Here is an 18,497-nt window from a genome sequence, read left to right as displayed (position 1 = left end):
AAAAGCGGCGCTATGAGTTAGCGCCGCTTTTTTTATGGTTCTTGCCAATACCAGCGCTAATAGTCAGCTGCAAGGCTTCTGCCGGCTTCATGTCGAGCGATTCAACGCAGTCTTTCGGCACCATGATCATGTAGCCACCAACGTTATAACTCATCGGTAAAAAGACGGCGACTTGCTCGTCTTCGAGAATTTCCGATAACTTGTCATCGTTATTACCGCTTTTCTTCGTCACTATACCAATAAGCTTAGTGTTACTGTTCGGTAGAGTTACCATCACGACGGACTCATCGGCGAAGTCTTTACCTGACATCATTTCAAATACGTCATTTACCGTGCCATATAAGCTGCGTAGAAGCGGCATTTTGTTCATGAGTTTGCCCGGCAATTGCCAAATAGAATTGAACAGGCTCCAACGTGAACTAAAGCCGACGAGCAGGGCAAGGATAAGGAAGCTAATAAAGGCAAGGCCAGGAAAATAATAGGCATCTCCGCCTAGTGCCATCCAAACAGGCTTTAGCGATTGTTCAATAGTTACCAGCAACCAACGGATGAGGTAAACGGTAATAACTATCGGCAGTAAAATCGCCAAGCCTTTCAAGAAGTAATTCAGTATTTTTTTCATAAGCCTGCTTTTTAGTTCGGGTTTTGATACAAGCTTAGCGGTTTTTTAGGGTTCGTGAAATTCTTTACGGTTTGTTAATGAAAACTGAAATGAATTATGGACGTGAGACAGAGTCTCTCTCTATCAAATGCGGCTCAAAGACCGTTTGAATAGAGCTATTATTTTGCTGATAAACACGTTTTAAAATAAGCTGAGCGGCCATTTTTCCCATTTCACCCATTGGATAGTTAATGGTGGTTAGCTTGGGAAAGGTATAGTGTGAAAAGTTCACATTATCGAAGCCGATAATTGACAGACCGTCAGGTAGAGAGCGTCCTAGCTCGCGGGCGGCTGTTAAGGCACCTGCGGCCATTTCATCGTTGGCGCAGACAATCGCGGTTATTTCAGAGGCCTTCTGCAAAAGCGCCTTTGTTCCGAGTGCACCACTTTCTTCGTGATAATCGCCTTCATAAAATAATTGCTCTGAATGGGGAATGCCAAACTCAGTTAAGGCGCGTAAATGGCCTTTATAACGCTGCTCTGCGTCGTGTTTCCATATCGGACCTGAAATATAGCCTATATTTTGATGCCCGTGTTCAAGCATATGGCGTGTCGCTAAATACCCACCATGCTGGTTGTTTAGTGTTATGCAGCGATCATAGAGCTGCGGCACGAAGCGGTTGATAAGGACGAATTTCACCTTTTTTTCCATCAGTTCAACAAGGTATTCGTCGGTAACCGCTTCAACGTGCAGAATTAAGGCGTCGCAATTTCGGCTTTGTAAAAAGCTAATGCTTTCTTTTTCTAGTTTTTCGTCACTGTGTCCGGCGGCAATAATGACGTGCTTTCCTGCTTGTCGAAAACTGTTTTCGATATCACTCAACAACGTTCCGAAAAAGGGACCATTGAGCTCGGGGACAAGTATGCCAATGCTATTTGAACGGTTCGATGCTAATGACTGGGCTACTGAATTGGGCTGATACCCCAGCTCTTCCATTGCGGCTAAAACTTTAAGGCGGGTTTCTTCTTTAACTGGAGTATTGTTATTTAAAACGCGAGATACGGTTGCCAGCGATACACCTGCAAGTTTAGATACCTCGTATATTGTCGCCATTGATTGTTTTACTCCGTGTTAACCGTTCAGCTAGCGTTGGGCTAACAGTTGATTAATTTCTTGTATTTTGGACTGAGTTAAAGTGTACCCGCGCATGACAAAGGCGACAAGTAAAGAGGCCAGTGCCGGGTTTAGTCTGCCACTACATGGGGTTGCATACGTAGTCATTATAAAAAGGTGGTTTTCCATTGCTAAACCCATAAACTATGTTATAAAGTGCGTTACAAATGAAAGCGCTTACATCATACTAGATGGTCTTTACGCCATCGTCAAAAAAATAAAAAAGACAAGAGGGATTTATGACAACGCCGCAAACCTCGGCGCTCGTGGGCGGAAGCGATAACAATTACCGTTTTGCTCTCACCGCGCTCACTTCGCTGTTCTTTATCTGGGGCTTCATCACCAGCCTCAACGACATTCTGATACCCTATTTAAAGCTGTTATTCGAGCTGAATAATACCCAGTCGATGCTAATTCAATTCTGCTTTTTTAGTGCGTATTTTATTATCTCAATTCCGGCCGGCCTGATGGTGGGTAAAATTGGTTATAAAATGGGTATCGTTACCGGACTGCTAATAGCGGGGGCAGGGTGTGTACTGTTTTATCCGGCTGCCATGCTCGAAATCTATGGTTTATTCCTGCTAGCGCTCTTTATTCTGGCGTCGGGCGTAACCATACTACAAGTTGCTGCTAACCCTTATGTAACCCGCCTGGGTCCTGAGGAAACCTCGTCAAGCCGCTTGACCATGACACAGGCCTTCAACTCTCTTGGTACCACCGTTGCGCCACTATTTGGTGCGTGGCTTATCTTTGGTGGAGTGGCAGATCCTGAGGTAACGGGTGTGAGCAAAGATACTGTCTCAACACCGTATTTTATTCTGGCCGCAGCTTTGGTGATTATGGCGATTGTTTTTGTCGCATTGAAATTACCGAATATGGGTAAAGTTGATGCTGCCGCACCATTACCGACCAAAGGCGGTGCCTGGGGACAACGTCACTTGGTACTGGGTGCCATTGGTATTTTTGTGTATGTCGGTGCCGAAGTGGCTATCGGCAGTTTCCTGGCAATATATTTGTCGCAATCTGATATTGGCAATATGTCTATGTCGCAGGCTTCGCACTATATTTCCTGGTACTTTGGTGGAGCTATGGTCGGGCGCTTTATCGGTGCTGCGGTGATGCAGAAATTCGCCGGTAACAAAGTGTTGCTATTTAACGCGACTATCGCGGTTATTTTAGTTGCCACCAGTATTAATACGAGTGGCGCTTTGGCTATGTGGTCATTGTTATTTGTCGGTTTGTGTAACTCGATTATGTTCCCGACTATTTTCAGCCTGGCGTTACAGAATCTGAAAGAGAGCACCAGCCAGGGCTCAGGCATTTTGTGTCTGGCTATTGTTGGTGGCGCAATTATACCTTTGCTGCAGGGCGCTCTTGCTGATGCAACCAGTGTCCAGTTAGCGTTTATTTTGCCGTTATTGTGCTACGTGTACATTGCTTTTTATGGGTTCCGTGGCTACAAGCCGCAAGCGCTTAAATCAGCTGCGGTTAAACAGGAGTCGGAATCATGAAGCGCGCTTACCTTACAACCGCTATTGCGCTTGCACTATCAACCGCGGTGGGCTGTTCGCCTGCCTCTAATGAGCAGCCATCGGCTGCTGCAGAAAATGAGATTTGGCCTAAGTTAAACTTGCCGGTTAAGCAAAAACCGGCAATGGAACAACGTATTGACGAGCTATTGGCTAAAATGACGCTGGAGCAAAAAGTCGCGCAAATGATCCAGCCGGAAATTCGCGATATTACCGTCGAAGATATGCGTAAATATGGCTTTGGCTCCTACCTTAACGGCGGTGGGGCCGTACCTACGAAAGCTACTCCGAAAACCCGCAGATCGTGCATGACTATGCTGCCGCTATCGTGGAAGGTTTACAGGGCGATGTTGCCAAAAACTTTCTGGATGAACGTCATGTCATAAGCACGGTAAAACACTTTATTGGTGACGGTGCAACAACAGACGGCATCGATCAGGGCAATGCCGAAATTGGTGAGCAAGAACTGTTTGATTACCATGCACAAGGCTACGTAGGTGGTTTGCAAGCCGGTGCGCAGACTGTCAGCGTAATAACCCGGGTGACCAAGAGTTATTAGAAAGCTTAAAGGAACAGGGTATTCCTGTGGTGTCGGTGTTCATCAGTGGACGTCCTATGTACGTTAACCCGGAACTAAATGCATCTGACGCCTTTGTGGCGGCTTGGCTACCGGGCTCTGAAGGGCAGGGCGTTGCCGATGTTATCGTTGCTGACGAAAGTGGCGAAGCACGTTATCCCATTACCGGTAAACTGCCTTTCTCGTGGCCGGCTGACCCGTCGCAGGGACGATTAAATGCTGATCAAGATGGTTATGAGCCCTTGTTAGAGCTCGGTTTTGGCTTGAGCTATGGCGATGAAAGCACGTTATCTAATGATTTGCCGACTGACTTTGCTGATCAGGATGCTCTCGCCGAGATGGCTATTTTTGACCGTGCGCCACAGAGCCCGTGGCAGCTTCAGATCTTTAACGAAGAGCAGCGTACTGCGGTAACCAGCAGTGTGCAGGAAATCGATAGTCTGTTTAGCACCACTTTCGATGACCAGGTACAAGAAGACGCCCGCGAATTTGTATTTGATGGTTCTGGTATGGCTGGTTTTAGCTTTATTAGTCCATTTAGCCGTGATTTACGCGCGTTTGCCGGTGAGATTGGTGCCTTGACTCTTTCCTACAAAGTTGATCACTTACCTAAGCAGCCTGTGTATTTGCAGATGAACTGCCTATCCGGTGAGTGTCAGGTCAAAATTGATGTACAGCAACAACTGCAACAAGCGCAACCCGGCGAATGGGCGACCTTGTCGTTATCGCTGCAGTGTTTGCAAGACGCTGGCTTAGATACCGCCGCAGTAGGCGAGGTATTTAGTCTTTCTCATGCCGGTAACCTGAGCTTTAGTATTCGTGATATACGGTTAGTCGCTGAGCAAGCAGAAGCCGCTAAAACGGTTTGCTTAAACTAACTCATCAAGGCAGCATAAAAAAAGCGCCGATGTGATGCATCGGCGCTTTTTTATTGCTTTTTAAAACCCCAGGGAAGGTGTTTAAAAGCGCTATTTAAAAGGTATAGCGCGCACCTAAAGCGTAACGAGGGCCATACTGGCGAGCGAATAAGAATTGCTCTTCGTAACGGCCGTAACCTTCTTCGGTTTCGTTATTCAGGTTAATCCCTTCAAAGAATACCGTCAGCTTATCGGTCACGTCGTAGTTGACGCTCAGATCCCACTGTCCAAATGACTTAGCTGAGCGACATCAAATGTGCTGCATTGTCCAGCATACGGTTGCTAAAGCCCCATTCGTTGTCATACCAAGCCATCACTTTAACTAAACGTCCGTTGACCCGGGTTTGGTGTGTATCAAAAACACTGGATGCGGGGTTGTGGTTAAAGTCCGTCGATACCAAAGGTAACTCGTTAACATCGAGTACAGCACTCAGAGGCGATTTTGCAGCCGCTTGCTGTACAATTTTGTTGACTTCTTCAACGCTGGTGTCGCGATTGGCAATAAAACTAAGGTCTACGAGTGACACATTGGGTGTTGGAACCCGCACAGCAAGGCCGTCGAACTTGCCATCAAGCTCTGGAATAACTTTACCAATGGCTGCGGCTGCACCGGTTTTTGATGGGATCATTGACTGCGCAGCGGCACGGGCACGCTGTAAATCACTGTGGTAGGCATCCAGCAGACATTGATCATTGGTGTATGAGTGAACCGTTGTCATCAGTGCGCTTTCAATACCCAGGGCTTCGTTAAGCGGCTGAGCAATCGGCGCCAAACAGTTGGTGGTGCAAGACGCATTAGAAATAATAGACATATCAGGCTTCATATCCTGATGGTTAACACCATACACGAACAGACCGTCAACGTCTTTTGCCGGCGCTGAAATTATTACTTTTTTAGCTCCCGCTGTCAGGTGTTGTCCGGCGCCGTCACGATTAGTAAATAAGCCGGTGCATTCCATCACCACGTCTACGCCCAATTGCTGCCAGGGTAAATTTTTAGGGTCACGCTCGGCATAAACATTAATTTTGTGGTCATTAATATAGATGGCGTTTTCGTCGGCACGAACGTCAGCATTAAACTGGCCATGCACGGTGTCAAACTTTAATAAATGTGCCAACGTGGCAGGGGCGCCTAAATCGTTAATGGCGACAACCTCAAACTGATCATTGCGCTGACTTTCAAAGATAGCGCGGGCGATGTTTTTTCCGATACGGCCAAAACCGTTAATTGCGACTTTAATGGTCATAATGAATCCTTCTTACTGCGGTGGAAAACGTGAATCTTTGAGCCCGGCTTTAACCCGGGCTAACTGCTGTTTAATTTCTTCGCCTTGGGCAAGCGCGAAGCCGGCGACGATGGCATCAATCAACACCATTTGCGCAATTCGCGATGCCATAGGCATATATTGGTCGGTATCTTCCGGCACTTCGGTACTCACCACGACATGGCAGTACTTAGCCAGGGGACTGCCTTTGGCAGTGATGCCAATAACCGTGGCCTGATTGTCATAGCCCAGCTGCGCAATTTCACACAGCGCTTTGGTACGTCCGGTGTGGCTAAAGCAAACGATAACGTCGCCCGGCAAGCTGTTTAGCGCTGCGACTTTTTGTACCAGTACATCATCAGAGAAAATCGCCGGCGTGGTAAAACGGGCGAACTTATTCTGTGCGTCATGAGCGACCGATGCTGATGCGCCAAATCCGAAAAACGAGATCTTGCGAGCATCCTTTAGGTAACTAATGGTTTTTTCGATGGCCGCGTGGTCCAGTGTGCGCTGGGTATTGGCAAGCGCAGAAAGTGTCGACGAAAATATCTTGTCGGTAACCGTGGATACGTTATCGTCATCGTCAATTTGCGAGTTAACGTACGAGGCGCCCTTAGCCAGTTGCTGTGCTAGCTGCAACTTAAAGTCAGGGAAGCCCTTGCAGCCAATGCGGCGACAAAAGCGGTTAATGGTGGGCTCACTGACATTGGCCTGTTTAGCCAGCGTCGCCGTCGATACATGAATAATAGCTTCAGGATCGAGCAATACCTGCTGCGCCACCTTATATTCATTTTTACTCAAGTCTGACAGGCGATCCTTCACCGTTTGCACTATATTCATGGGCAAAAGCTCCAACAAAGTGTTGTTCGTTTTTGTAATTTAATTACATTAATATTTGCCATGCTAACCTAAACGTTGCTAAAGTGTGAATAGAAATGTAGTAAAATTACAAAAATTAATGAAAAACGATTTCAAACCATTCAACTGAAAGTGGACAAAAGCAATGCCAAATGATTGCCCGAACTGTTGTGACATGGTGCTTTTTGGAGCGCTTGGGGATTTGTCCCGGCGTAAGTTAATCCCGGCCTTGTATCAGCTGGAACGTGCTCAACTTATCGAACCACAAAGCCGCATTATTGCCGTCGCCCGCGAAGACATGCCGGCGGCTCAAATTACCGAGCGTGTAAGCGACGTGCTGAAGCAATTTGTGGCGGAAAACGAGCGCGACGATGATTCGATGGCGCGCTTCTGTAAGCGCTTTCAGTATGTCTGTATGGATTTCTCGGATAACGCGAGTTATCAATCGCTGCAGCAATGCCTTGAGCAAAAACAGCATCAGCGCATCTTTTACCTGGCCACGCCGCCTGCGCTTTATGCCACTATTTGTAAGGGGCTGCACGATGTCGGCTTAACTGAAGAGCCTACCCGCGTTATTTTAGAAAAGCCCATTGGTCACAATCTGTCGTCTTCAAAAGACATTAATGAAGAGGTTGGACGCTACTTTAACGAAAGCCAAATTTATCGTATTGACCATTATTTGGGTAAAGAAACCGTACTCAACCTGTTAGCGTTGCGCTTCGCAAATTCGCTATTCTCGAACAACTGGGACCATCATGCGGTCGACCACATTCAGATAACGGCGGCTGAGCAGGTCGGTGTTGAAGGGCGCTGGAGTTATTACGACGACGCAGGTCAGCTTCGCGACATGGTACAAAATCACTTACTGCAAGTGCTGTCGTTAATAGCGATGGAGCCGCCGTCGCGACTCGATGCGGAAAGCATTCGTGACGAAAAGCTCAAAGTATTAAAAGCCCTGCGACCGATTAATGCCAGCAATAGTCAGCAAATGACGGTGCGCGGGCAGTATGCCAAAGGCTTCTCCGGCGAGAAAAAGGTGCCCGGCTACCTCGAAGAAGAAGGCGCGAAAGAAAACAGCGAAACTGAGACATTCGTGGCGTTAAAAGCTCATATCGATAACTGGCGTTGGTCTGGCGTGCCTTTTTACTTGCGCACCGGTAAACGTATGCCGGAAAAACGCAGCGAAGTGGTAATAACCTTTAAAAAGCAGCCGCATAATATTTTCCATGAAACCCTGCCGGACTTACCCCCTAATAAACTGGTTATCCGCTTACAGCCCGACGAAGGTGTAGAAGTTGAGATGATCAACAAGATACCGGGGCTGGGTAAGCAGATGCAGCTAAAAGCGACCACCCTGGACTTGAGCTTTGACGAAACCTTCAAAAAAAGGCGTATCGCGGATGCCTATGAGCGCTTATTACTGGAAGTGATGCACGGTAATCAATACTTATTCGTGCATCGCCAGGAAGTCGAACAAGCGTGGAATTGGATTGATGGCATTATTGCTGCCTGGGAGACCACCGACGAGTCACCTAAGCCATACCCTGCGGGAAGCTGGGGTCCGGTCGCTTCGGTGAGTCTGTTGGCACAAGATGGTCGTGAATGGGACGAATAAAGAGATTAAAAAAGATGAATAACGAGGACAAATCAGTGAAAACCTTTGCCAGTAACGAACAACTTTCTGAACAGCTTTGTCAACGCGTTAGTGCGCAACTCAGTGATGCTATCGCAGCGCGCGGGCATGCCTATCTCGTGGTTTCAGGTGGCAATACACCTAAGCCCTTATTCGAAAAGTTATCCCGAACTGACATCGACTGGAAGCACGTGACCATTATGTTGGCCGATGAGCGTTGGGTATTACCCGACTCTAATGACAGCAACGATAAGCTAATCAAGACCGTGCTATTAAAAAACAAAGCGGCTAAAGCGCATTATATTAGCTTGTATACGGGTCATGAAAAGGCTCAGAATGCAGCCCCTGTTTTGTCTGAACAGTTAAACGAACTGCCTGAGTTTGACGTGATTATTTTAGGTATGGGCGATGATGGTCATACCGCTTCGCTGTTTCCGGATTGCGCCGAGCTGCAACAAGGCTTAACGGCTAATGATGCGGTTATTGCAACGCAGCCAACTAAGGCGCCGTATGCACGGGTTAGTTTAACCAAGTCACGTATCATGAACAGTCGCAATATTTATTTGCACTTTTGTGGCGAAAACAAGCTGCAAGTGTTTAAACAGGTCGAAGAGAGTGGAAAGGCTATTTTGCCTATCGGTGAATTCTTGCACCAGCAGCAAGTCCCCACTGAGGTTTACTACGCAGCGTAGCTTGCGCCTGAGGCGCAAGCTACCAGATAGCCATGTAACTTGCGCCTGAGGCGCAAGCTACTCGCACGCAAGCGACCCAAAAAGATCAGGAGCAATTATGAATCCAACAGTAGCCGCCGTTACCGAGCGTATCGAAAAACGCAGCGCGGCCAGTCGCAAAGATTACCTGGCACGCATGGCAAAAGCCCGCAAACAAGGGCCGCATCGCGGCGCATTGTCTTGCGGTAACTTAGCCCATGGCTTTGCCGCCTGTGGTAAAGACGACAAACAAGAGCTGCGCAGTCTGACCAAAGCCAACATTGGTATCGTCACGGCATATAACGATATGTTGTCGGCGCACCAGCCGTACCACGATTATCCTGATAAAATTAAACAGGCGATACGTGAAGTAGGCAGTGTTGCACAGGTAGCGGGCGGCGTGCCGGCTATGTGCGACGGCGTAACGCAGGGCCAGCCGGGCATGGATCTGAGCCTACTCAGCCGTGATGTGATCGCCATGGCCAGTGCGGTGAGCTTGTCGCACAACATGTTTGATGGCGGCTTAATGTTGGGCATATGCGATAAAATCGTACCGGGATTGCTTATTTCCGCACTGAGCTTTGGTCATTTGCCGTTTATCTTCGTACCGGCGGGGCCTATGCCATCGGGTATTCCCAATAGCGAAAAAGCCCGTATTCGTGAATTGTATGCCGAGGGTAAAGTTGGTAAAGCGGAACTACTCGATGCCGAGTCGGCCTCGTATCACACGGCTGGTACCTGCACGTTTTATGGCACGGCTAACTCCAATCAGTTAGTGGTTGAGTTGATGGGCCTGCATTTGCCTGGAGCTTCGTTCGTTAATCCGGGTAACGACTTGCGCGAAGCACTGACCCGTGCAGCCGCTCAGCACGTGACTCGTATTACCGACTTGGGCAGTGATTACCGTCCGATCAGCGAAATTGTAACCGCTAAAACACTGGTAAACGGTATTGTCGGTTTGTTAGCGACGGGTGGTTCGACTAACCACACGATGCACTTAGTCGCCATTGCTAAGGCGGCGGGATACGATATCAATTGGAGTGACTTTGAAGCCTTGTCAGATGTCACGCCGATGCTGACGCGTGTTTACCCCAATGGTCAGGCTGACATCAACTACTTCCAGCGTGCCGGTGGCATGGCATTCCTGACGCGCGAACTACGCGATGCGGGTCTGTTGCATAACGACGTGGAAACGGTCGTTGGTCATGGACTGGATCTCTACACCAAGAAGCCGGAACTGGGCGAGGACGGTAAGTTAAATTGGGTTGAGATCAATAAAGAATCACTGGACGAGGACGTGCTGCGCCCAGTCAGTAATCCGTTTAGCGACCATGGTGGTTTAAAAGTATTAAGCGGCAACCTGGGGCGTGCTGTTATCAAAACCTCGTCATTGCCTGAACAAGCCGAGCCTATAACGGCACCCGCGGTTGTATTTACCGACCAAAACGATCTGGATGCGGCATTTAACGCCGGCGACCTAAATAAAGATTGTGTGGTTGTGGTCAAATATCAGGGCCCCAAGGCTATTGGTATGCCGGAGTTGCATAAATTGACGCCGCCACTGGGCGTATTGCAAAAGCGTGGATATAAGGTGGCGTTGGTGACTGACGGCCGCATGTCGGGTGCTTCAGGTAAAGTGCCGGCAGCTATCCACGTAACGCCGGAAGCTGTCGATGGCGGCTTGATTGCCAAGGTTAAAGACGGCGATATGGTTAAGCTCGACTTTTTAACCGGCGAGCTGGAATTGTTAGTCGATAGCAACGAGCTTGAACAGCGCGAACCAGAAAAAATTGATTTAACTGACAGCCACTTTGGCATGGGACGTGAATTATTTGGTAATCTACGCGCCAGTTTTAGTGGTGCCGAGCAGGGCGCTAGTGTGTTATTTAAGGACGACAAAGAGCATGGTGAGTAGCGAACATACGCCAATTATCGATGGTTTCGCGGTAGTCGCGGACATCGGTGGCACAAACGCCCGATTTGGCCGCATTAATTTAGACACTTTCGAGTTAGACCGTATTCAGGTATTCCCTTGTGCGGACTACCTGAATCTGACCGACGCTATGATTGCGTATCGCGAGCAGCAGGATGTGCCGTTAGAACACGTCGCCATCGCTATTGCCTGTCCGGCTGAGTCAGACGCCATTCAGATGACGAATCATCACTGGCAGTTTTCGGTACAGGGCACCAAGCGAGCGCTAGGGCTTAAGAGTTTTATTGTGCTAAATGACTTTGCCGCAGCTGCCATGAGTTTAGTCACGCTCAATAAAAAAGAGCAGAAGAAAATAGGTGGCGGCAAAAAGCAAGACGACGCGCCCAAAGCCGTATTAGGCGCAGGTACCGGACTAGGGGTTGGTCATTTAATTACCCTGCCAAACGGCGATGTTATGCCGTTGCCGGGCGAGGGTGGTCACGTAGACTGGGCGCCAATTAACGAGAAAGAACGGGTTATTTACGAGTTTTTAGCGCACCGTTTTGAAGGACGAGTGTCCGCCGAGCGTGTTTTATCGGGTCCCGGCCTGGAAAACCTGTATCAGGCCATAGCGGCGTATCATGACCGCGCCGTTCCGCCGTTAAGAGCAAAGACGATAGGTGCGCGCGCCCTCAGTGGTTGTGACGCCATTGCCACAGAAGCGGTTGAACAATTTTTTGCCAGCTTGGGCAGCTTTGCCGGCAATCTCGCATTAACACTGAATACGCGTGGCGGTGTTTATATTGGCGGCGGTGTTGTACCAAAGCTATTACCGATGATGGCGGCGTCTGAATTCCGCTCTCGATTCGAGCAAAAAGGCCGTTTCTGCAACCTCGCCGAGTCCATTCCGTGTTATGTCATTACCGCTGAACATGCCGGCATGCGTGGCGTTGCACAATATCTGAAACAACGCTTACAACAACGTCAGTTAACCAAGGAAAAGTAAAATGTCACTAACAGCAAAGGATATTTTTGAACGCGCTACCATTATTCCGGTAATGACGGTCGATGACGTTGAGCGAGCCGTGGAAGTCGGTGCCAATTTATACGAGCAAGGCTTTGAAGTGCTCGAAGTAACCTTGCGTACACCGCTTGCGATTAAGGCGATAGAAGAAATGCGCCGCCGCTTGCCACAAGCCTTAGTTGGTGCAGGAACCGTGTTGAACGAAGAGCAGTTGCAACAAGTTGTTGCCGCAGGCGCGCAGTTCGCAATAAGCCCCGGTGCAACCCCCGCACTGCTGCAAGCAGGTAAAACGTGCGGCATTCCTTTAATTCCGGGCGTAGCGACAGTGTCCGAAGCAATGGTTGGAATAGAGCATGGCTATAGCGAGTTTAAACTCTTTCCAGCCGAAGCGGTGGGCGGCGTTAAGCTGTTAAAGTCCATTGCAGCACCACTGCCCGGCATCAGCTTTTGTCCAACCGGTGGCATTAATGAAGCCAATTATAAAGACTATTTAGCGCTACCTAATGTGAGCTGTGTAGGCGGAAGCTGGATTATTGCATAGGCGTACTTTCTGGTAGGCTAAAACCTATTGTTAATTGCAAAAGGAGCTTGCCATGTCTTCACAAGGGTCACGTCAAACACTGGTACGGCAGTGGGAGTTACTGAAGCTGCTGCCGACAAGACCACCGGGAATAACAGCCAAAGACATTTGTCAGCAGCTTAACGACGAAGGCTTTGAAGTGTCTAAGCGGCAGGTTGAACGCGACTTAGACCAGCTGTCGCAGTCATTCGCACTGGAATGCAACGACAAAGGTAAACCCTACGGCTGGCACTGGATGGAAGGGGCTGGTGCCGATATGCCGGCAATTTCAGCCGCTGAAGCGCTGTCGCTGACCATGGTTGAGAAAGTTTTGAAGCCACTAGTGCCCAATACCGTGCTTAAGTCTATTGCGCCGCGATTAAACCAGGCGAAAGACAAACTCACCAAGTTGCATCAGGGCGCGTCGCTGGGCAGCTGGCAAAGCAAAGTGGCCTATGTTCCGGCAACATTGCAGCAACAAGCACCGGCAATTAACGACGACGTGTTAAATAACGTACAACTGGCGTTGCTGCATAACCAGTGTGTCGATGTGAGTTATCAGCCCGGCTCACAGCCCGACACAGTAAAAGACTACACCTTACACCCGCTGGCTATAGTTCAACGTGGCGTCAGCACCTATTTAGTGGCCTGTGTTGACCCTTACGACGACCCGTTATTGTTTGCCTTGCATCGCATTCGTGAGGCCGTACCTCGGGAAGATAAACACGCCAAAACGCCTGAAAACTTCACCTTAAAACGCTATTTAGAGAAGGGTGCGTTGCAGTTTTCTGACGGCAACACGCTAAAACTAAAAGCCCGCATTAACGACAACCTAGCCATGCACTTAACGGAAACACCGCTTAGTGACGACCAGCAAATAACGGCCGACGGCGAAACTCATATACTGACCGCAACCGTTATCGACTCCTGGCAACTGCACTGGTGGGTGAAGTCTATGGGCGCACAAATACACGTATTAGAGCCCAAAGCATTGCGTGACAGTGTTGTTGAAGAGCTGCGAGATACTCTAAAACTCTACGGGCGTTAATATGCAAAGCTCCGGTTCTGGAAGATAGGGGCTGTTATGAGGCTCAGTTGGATTTAAAACGGCTCAGTCCCCTTTACAGCTTTGCAAAAACCAAGCACATTATGGAACATGAAATACCACAATAAAAACATCAGCTATTATTCGCAGAATGCTGAAACCCTGGCGGACAACTACAACAGCGTGCCTGTTGAGTCGGTGCATAAAGATTGGCTCGATCAATTACCAAAAGAGGGCATGGTGCTGGATGTCGGTGCCGGTTCGGGGCGTGATGCCGGCTTTATGGCCGCCAAAGGTTTAAATGTGGTGGCTGTAGAACCTGCTGAGGGCATTCGCGAAGTCGCGCAAGGTTATACCGTGGGTAAACCCGTGCATTGGCTTAACGACAGCCTGCCCGATCTCAGCCAGGTGTTTGCACTACAAACCAAATTTGACCTTATTCTGCTTAGCGCCGTGTGGATGCATATTCCGTCATCGCAGCGCGAACGCAGCCTGCGTAAGTTAAGCTCGTTGTTAAAACCTAACGGCAAGTTAGTGATTTCGCTACGTCACGGCGCCTGCCACGACGAGCGCACTATGTACGAGGTTTCCGCCGACGAACTGGCGCAATTAGCGAGTCGCTTTGGCTTAACCTATCAGTTACTGACGCCCGAACAACAAACTGATGAGCTTGGCCGTGGCGATGTCAGCTGGCAAACCGTCCTGCTCACCTTACCCGATGACGGTACCGGCGCCTTTCCGCTGCTGCGCAACATCGTGGTTAATGACAAGAAAACCTCGACTTACAAAATCGCGCTGCTAAGAAGTTTGCTGCGTATCGCCGAAGGCCATCCCGGTGCGGTGTTGGATCAAACCGAAGATCACGTCGCACTACCCATGGGACTGGTGGCGCTGTATTGGTTAAAGCTCTATAAACCCTTAATTGACCATTACGGCATGCACCAAAACAACAACACCTCGGCGGGATTGGGTTTTGTGCAGCCACGGGGTTGGGAGTTATTGCAACATACCACCGCGGCCGATTACGCTATTGGCGCGTACTACAGCGGCACCGAGCAGGCGTTACCGCTTTATCAGACACTGAAAGACATCGCCGCCACCATTAAAAAGAACCCGGCTACTTACACCACCTTGCCCGGTAGCAATACGGCCGTGTTTGAGGTTGAGTTGAATCGTACCAACAAGCCAACAAGCGGCCTGACAATGGATCTGCCTTTTTTAGCTTCGCTCGGGACCTTTTATGTACCCAAACACATCTGGGATTCGTTAACCCGCTTTAGCGTATGGATAGAGCCGGCGCTGATGAATGAGTGGGCGGCGTTGATGCACAGTTATGAAGTCAACCGGCAACAATTTAACCGCAACGATTATTTAGAGGCCTTGGATTGGAAAGACGATACCCGCAGCACCAACCGTGTTCGCAGTCGGGTTAATGAACTACTCGCAAACGACGAGGTTGCTTGCTGTTGGTCTGGAAAACAAATAAAACCCAGCGATTATGCCGTTGATCACGCATTTCCGTTTGCCCGCTGGCCCAATAACGACTTATGGAACTTACTGCCCACCCGCACAGCGGTAAACGCCAATAAATCTGACCGCCTGCCAAGCAGCGACAAGCTGATATCCTCGCGCGAACTCATCTTGCATTGGTGGCAACAAGGCTGGAGCGACAGCCACAGAGAATTCTTTACGCAAGCTAATTTGGCACTGCCGAACCTAAGCCATAATAACCGAAGTTTTAGCGATGTTTTTGAGGCATTTTCTCTGCAGCGTGACCGTATAAAAGATATTCAGCAGTTGGCGGAGTGGGGATAGTTGCATTTTTGAAAGCGTTATCTTGTTCAAGTTTTGATTCAGGGACGGCCTAAAGCCAAACTTCAACATTTTGACCTTTAATTATTGCGACTATCTCAACATGCGTTGCTTTTATTCGATAATAAATACTGTCACTACCGCACGGACAACGACGATAGCCAGGTCGGATGTGATCAACAGCAGGGTAGAGCAAAGGATTGTATGCAATGTTCGCGAATGCATCTGTTAATCTAGCAAAATAAGTATCTGCCTGCTGTTCACCAAAAGTTGTAACACCGTACTCATAAATACGGTAAAGATCCTCTTTGGCATTGGCTGTAAGCTTGTAAGAACTCAAGGTTATCGTTTTATTCGGTACTTGAATTCTTTAAGCATGTCTTCAGGTGACTGCTCAACGAGCCCACTGTTTTCAGAGGCCTCAAGCTTTTTGTTGATTTCCTCAACGCGTCGAGCCCTGCGCACTAAGTCATTAATCAGCTCGCTTTTCGTGTTGTATTCGCCGGTTTCTTCTACTTGGTAACGCAACCAAGCTTCGTTTTTGTCGGTTAACGTAATACTTTGTCTACTCATGATTATTACCTGTGTGAGCAATATTGATGCAAATTTACACCAATGTTGCTCATATGTCACTATTGCTCAAACCGAATGCATATAGAATCCTTAATGCCAGCCACAGCTTAACCAACAACTTACCTTTATTATCGCCACTAAAGAACAGGTTTAGGCCTTTTACTTCGGATATGGACTAACTTTGCTGTGCGACGTGTCGTAAATTGAAACCAGAAGCTACTCCATCAATTATTCTTCTCTTCTTGGTTCTGAAACAATTTGACAACGCACAGGGAGGGTATCAAAATGATAGCTATCATTTTGATAGTTTTCGCCAGGTAAGATAACTCACCACTGTCAGTTCTTGTTATTGTTTGGGCTCATTAGGGGGTTATATGTATCATTACACTGAAAGCGGACTGCCGAATGTTTATCTCAAAAATGGTTACACTGCTGCGATTATCGGTGGCGAAGAATGCACAAGCATTGAGGATATTGACGGCTTACACCAAGCGATAGCTGAAAGCATTACTGCTAATAAAAAGTCACTGTCTAAAAGCGAGTTCAAGTTTTTAAGAGTAGAGCTTAATCTTTCACAAAAAGTACTTGGGAAACGGTTTGGCGTAAGCGAGCAAACTATTGCACGATATGAAAAAGGACAATCGGTTATTCCCAGAACAACAGATGCAGCTCTGCGCTCTTTGTATGCTGAGAGTCGATATAAGAATAACCCTGTTAGCTACTTTTTAGACTTATTGGCTGATGTTGAAGCCCGACAAGCGGAAGAAAAAATATTGCTGCAAGAAATACATAATCATTGGGAGAGGGTGGGTTAGACGCTAACTTTCCCGAGAGAGTATGCGCACCCGTTACTATTATTTGAAACGAATGCGCATTTCGCTCTGGTAATGGCTACAGCTTAACCAACAACTTACCTTTATTATCACCGTTAAAGAACAGGTTCAGGCCGTCAATAGCGGACTCCAGACCTTCCAGCGTGTGCGCACGGTATTTAATTTTGCCGTTCATGACATACGGGGTGAGTTTTTCCAGCAGGCTAGGCACTTGGTGGAAGTGATCCGGCATGGTGAAGCCCTGAATGCTTAAACGCTTTTTAATTATAGGAATCCAGCTTGGGCCGGGCGCTGGTTCGGCTTTGTCGTAGTCGGCTATCATGCCGCAGACCACAATCCGGCCGTGGGCATTCATGTGCTGCATTACATGATGCTGAATAGGGCCGCCGGTGTTCTCAAAGTACAAGTCAATGCCTTCGGGCGTTAGCTCTTTCAGCTTGGCGTCTAAGTCGTCGGTTTTGTAGTTTATAGCGCCGTCAAAACCTAATTCGTTGGTTATCCAATCGGTTTTTTCGTCACTGCCAACCACGCCAATTACACGCAAGCCATCGGCTTTGGCTAATTGTCCGACGATAGAGCCAACTGAGCCAGCGGCTCCTGTAACCAGCAGAGTTTCGCCTGACTTGGGCTTGCCGACGTTAAATAAACCTTGTGTGGCGGTTAAGCCGGGTAGGGCAAAAACGGATAACACCATTTCGTCAGGCACGTCGGCCTGTACTTTATTAATGCCTTGTCCGTCGCTTAGTGCATATTGCTGCCAGCCCATCATACCCATCACACGGTCGCCTTTGGCAAAATCCGGATGCTTGCTTTCTACCACTTCGCCAACGCCGGAGCTGCGCATCACGGTATTTAGCTCCACCGGCGGAATGTAACTTTCGGTATCGGGGCTCATCCAGCCAAACATGGCCGGGTCTAACGACATGTGAGTTTGCTTAATTAAAAACTGACCGTCGTTAACTGTTGGTAGCTCTTTTTCAACCACCTCAAAAATATCCGCACTGACTGGACCCGGATTCGGACGCTTAACCAAATTAATCGCTTTGTAAGTTGTCATATTCTTCCTTATTACGTCTTTATTATGTGCCGTTAGCATAACGCTGTGGCTTGTATGCGTAAAAGAAAAATAAACGGGTGTTTGAATTTATTGAGCGTTGTATAGAAACTGGGTTGGTAAGAGAGCTCTGACATAGCTTGATGTTATTGCGTATTCAGCACTAGTAGTTTCCTTAAACAGTTAAACTGATTCACTCCTTTTGTAATTGTTCTGAATAAAAACTTTAAAACGTACGATTATTGTCGTACATTGGGTGCTGAATGGGGTTTAAAAGAGTAAAAAAGCAAATACTGGAGTGTTTGCAGAGCGGAAATATATTGCATGAGTCGCGCGGTGATATTGATGTTAAGAATTTACTTCTAATCGAGGAGTTATCGATCGACGAGTTAATTAGTATCGTCGCTAGAGCACGTGGGAA

General features: G+C 48.2%; 17 protein-coding genes and 2 pseudogenes. 11 read left to right on the top strand and 8 right to left on the bottom strand.

Annotated elements, in window-relative coordinates:
- Window positions 1-10: 10 nt before the first annotated feature.
- Both BLT32_RS00190 and BLT32_RS00185 read right to left on the bottom strand, forming a co-directional pair.
- A complete protein-coding gene (locus BLT32_RS00190) occupies window positions 11-622 on the bottom strand; it encodes a DUF502 domain-containing protein (RefSeq protein WP_053952293.1) in 612 nt (203 codons plus the stop codon).
- A 94-nt stretch (window positions 623-716) separates the two neighbouring features.
- A complete protein-coding gene (locus tag BLT32_RS00185; RefSeq protein WP_053952292.1) occupies window positions 717-1,715 on the bottom strand; it encodes a LacI family DNA-binding transcriptional regulator in 999 nt (332 codons plus the stop codon).
- A 299-nt stretch (window positions 1,716-2,014) separates the two neighbouring features.
- Here BLT32_RS00185 and BLT32_RS00180 point away from each other — a divergent pair, with 299 nt between their 5' ends.
- The 3 genes and pseudogenes from BLT32_RS00180 (at window position 2,015) to BLT32_RS13130 (ending at window position 4,759) form a co-directional block, all read left to right on the top strand.
- Entirely contained in the window at window positions 2,015-3,286 is a 1,272-nt protein-coding gene (locus tag BLT32_RS00180) for a sugar MFS transporter (protein WP_053952291.1), read from the top strand.
- Window positions 3,283-3,830, top strand: a pseudogene (locus tag BLT32_RS13140) (glycoside hydrolase family 3 N-terminal domain-containing protein); the annotation flags it as partial. The gene BLT32_RS00180 and the pseudogene BLT32_RS13140, both read left to right, overlap by 4 nt.
- 59 nt (window positions 3,831-3,889) lie before the next feature.
- Window positions 3,890-4,759, top strand: a complete 870-nt coding sequence (locus tag BLT32_RS13130) for a putative glycoside hydrolase (RefSeq protein ID WP_053952288.1) — start codon at window positions 3,890-3,892, stop codon at window positions 4,757-4,759.
- 94 nt (window positions 4,760-4,853) lie between these two features.
- Here the strand turns inward: BLT32_RS13130 and BLT32_RS00160 are convergent.
- From BLT32_RS00160 to hexR, 3 genes and pseudogenes are all read right to left on the bottom strand, one after another.
- Window positions 4,854-5,039, bottom strand: a pseudogene (locus BLT32_RS00160) (hypothetical protein); the annotation flags it as partial.
- Window positions 5,035-6,045, bottom strand: a complete 1,011-nt coding sequence (gene gap / locus BLT32_RS00155; protein ID WP_053952287.1) for a type I glyceraldehyde-3-phosphate dehydrogenase — start codon at window positions 6,043-6,045, stop codon at window positions 5,035-5,037. The pseudogene BLT32_RS00160 and the gene gap, both read right to left, overlap by 5 nt.
- Window positions 6,046-6,057: 12 nt before the next feature.
- Window positions 6,058-6,903: a transcriptional regulator HexR gene (hexR, locus tag BLT32_RS00150; RefSeq protein WP_053952286.1), complete on the bottom strand. Its 846-nt coding sequence runs from the start codon at window positions 6,901-6,903 to the stop codon at window positions 6,058-6,060.
- Window positions 6,904-7,066: 163 nt separating this feature from the next.
- On the opposite strand from hexR, the gene zwf reads away from it, so the two are divergent.
- The 7 genes from zwf (at window position 7,067) to BLT32_RS00115 (ending at window position 15,619) form a co-directional block, all read left to right on the top strand.
- Window positions 7,067-8,536: a glucose-6-phosphate dehydrogenase gene (zwf, locus tag BLT32_RS00145; protein ID WP_053952285.1), complete on the top strand. Its 1,470-nt coding sequence runs from the start codon at window positions 7,067-7,069 to the stop codon at window positions 8,534-8,536.
- Window positions 8,537-8,550: 14 nt separating this feature from the next.
- Window positions 8,551-9,246 (top strand): 6-phosphogluconolactonase, encoded by a 696-nt coding sequence (gene pgl, locus BLT32_RS00140; protein WP_053952284.1) that lies wholly within the window; start codon window positions 8,551-8,553, stop codon window positions 9,244-9,246.
- A gap of 97 nt (window positions 9,247-9,343) precedes the next feature.
- A complete protein-coding gene (gene edd / locus BLT32_RS00135; protein WP_053952283.1) occupies window positions 9,344-11,179 on the top strand; it encodes a phosphogluconate dehydratase in 1,836 nt (611 codons plus the stop codon).
- Entirely contained in the window at window positions 11,169-12,182 is a 1,014-nt protein-coding gene (glk, locus tag BLT32_RS00130) for a glucokinase (RefSeq protein WP_053952282.1), read from the top strand. Before edd ends, glk begins: the two co-directional genes overlap by 11 nt.
- Before the next feature lies 1 nt (window position 12,183).
- Window positions 12,184-12,741, top strand: coding sequence for a bifunctional 4-hydroxy-2-oxoglutarate aldolase/2-dehydro-3-deoxy-phosphogluconate aldolase (eda, locus tag BLT32_RS00125; RefSeq protein WP_053952281.1), 558 nt, complete (start codon window positions 12,184-12,186; stop codon window positions 12,739-12,741).
- Between the two features lie 52 nt (window positions 12,742-12,793).
- The gene (locus BLT32_RS00120) at window positions 12,794-13,807 is read left to right on the top strand and encodes a helix-turn-helix transcriptional regulator (protein WP_053952280.1); all 1,014 of its coding nucleotides are present in this window, start codon (window positions 12,794-12,796) and stop codon (window positions 13,805-13,807) included.
- Between the two features lie 108 nt (window positions 13,808-13,915).
- The gene (locus BLT32_RS00115) at window positions 13,916-15,619 is read left to right on the top strand and encodes a class I SAM-dependent methyltransferase (RefSeq protein WP_053952279.1); all 1,704 of its coding nucleotides are present in this window, start codon (window positions 13,916-13,918) and stop codon (window positions 15,617-15,619) included.
- Window positions 15,620-15,668: 49 nt separating this feature from the next.
- On the opposite strand, the gene BLT32_RS00110 is transcribed toward BLT32_RS00115, so the two are convergent.
- Both BLT32_RS00110 and BLT32_RS00105 read right to left on the bottom strand, forming a co-directional pair.
- The gene (locus tag BLT32_RS00110; protein ID WP_053952278.1) at window positions 15,669-15,956 is read right to left on the bottom strand and encodes a type II toxin-antitoxin system RelE/ParE family toxin; all 288 of its coding nucleotides are present in this window, start codon (window positions 15,954-15,956) and stop codon (window positions 15,669-15,671) included.
- 2 nt (window positions 15,957-15,958) lie between these two features.
- Window positions 15,959-16,189: a ribbon-helix-helix domain-containing protein gene (locus BLT32_RS00105; protein ID WP_053952277.1), complete on the bottom strand. Its 231-nt coding sequence runs from the start codon at window positions 16,187-16,189 to the stop codon at window positions 15,959-15,961.
- 374 nt (window positions 16,190-16,563) lie between these two features.
- Between BLT32_RS00105 and BLT32_RS00100 the strand changes: the two genes are divergently transcribed.
- Window positions 16,564-17,004: a helix-turn-helix domain-containing protein gene (locus BLT32_RS00100; RefSeq protein WP_053952276.1), complete on the top strand. Its 441-nt coding sequence runs from the start codon at window positions 16,564-16,566 to the stop codon at window positions 17,002-17,004.
- Window positions 17,005-17,080: 76 nt separating this feature from the next.
- Here BLT32_RS00100 and BLT32_RS00095 read toward each other — a convergent pair whose 3' ends face one another.
- Window positions 17,081-18,079: an NADP-dependent oxidoreductase gene (locus BLT32_RS00095; RefSeq protein ID WP_053952275.1), complete on the bottom strand. Its 999-nt coding sequence runs from the start codon at window positions 18,077-18,079 to the stop codon at window positions 17,081-17,083.
- Window positions 18,080-18,497: the final 418 nt, after the last annotated feature.

The sequence above is a fragment of the Idiomarina zobellii genome, from assembly GCF_900100855.1.
Lineage (GTDB): Bacteria > Pseudomonadota > Gammaproteobacteria > Enterobacterales > Alteromonadaceae > Idiomarina > Idiomarina zobellii.
The sequence above is the reverse complement of the archived record's forward strand: the minus strand, read 5'-3'. Positions and strand labels throughout refer to the sequence as shown.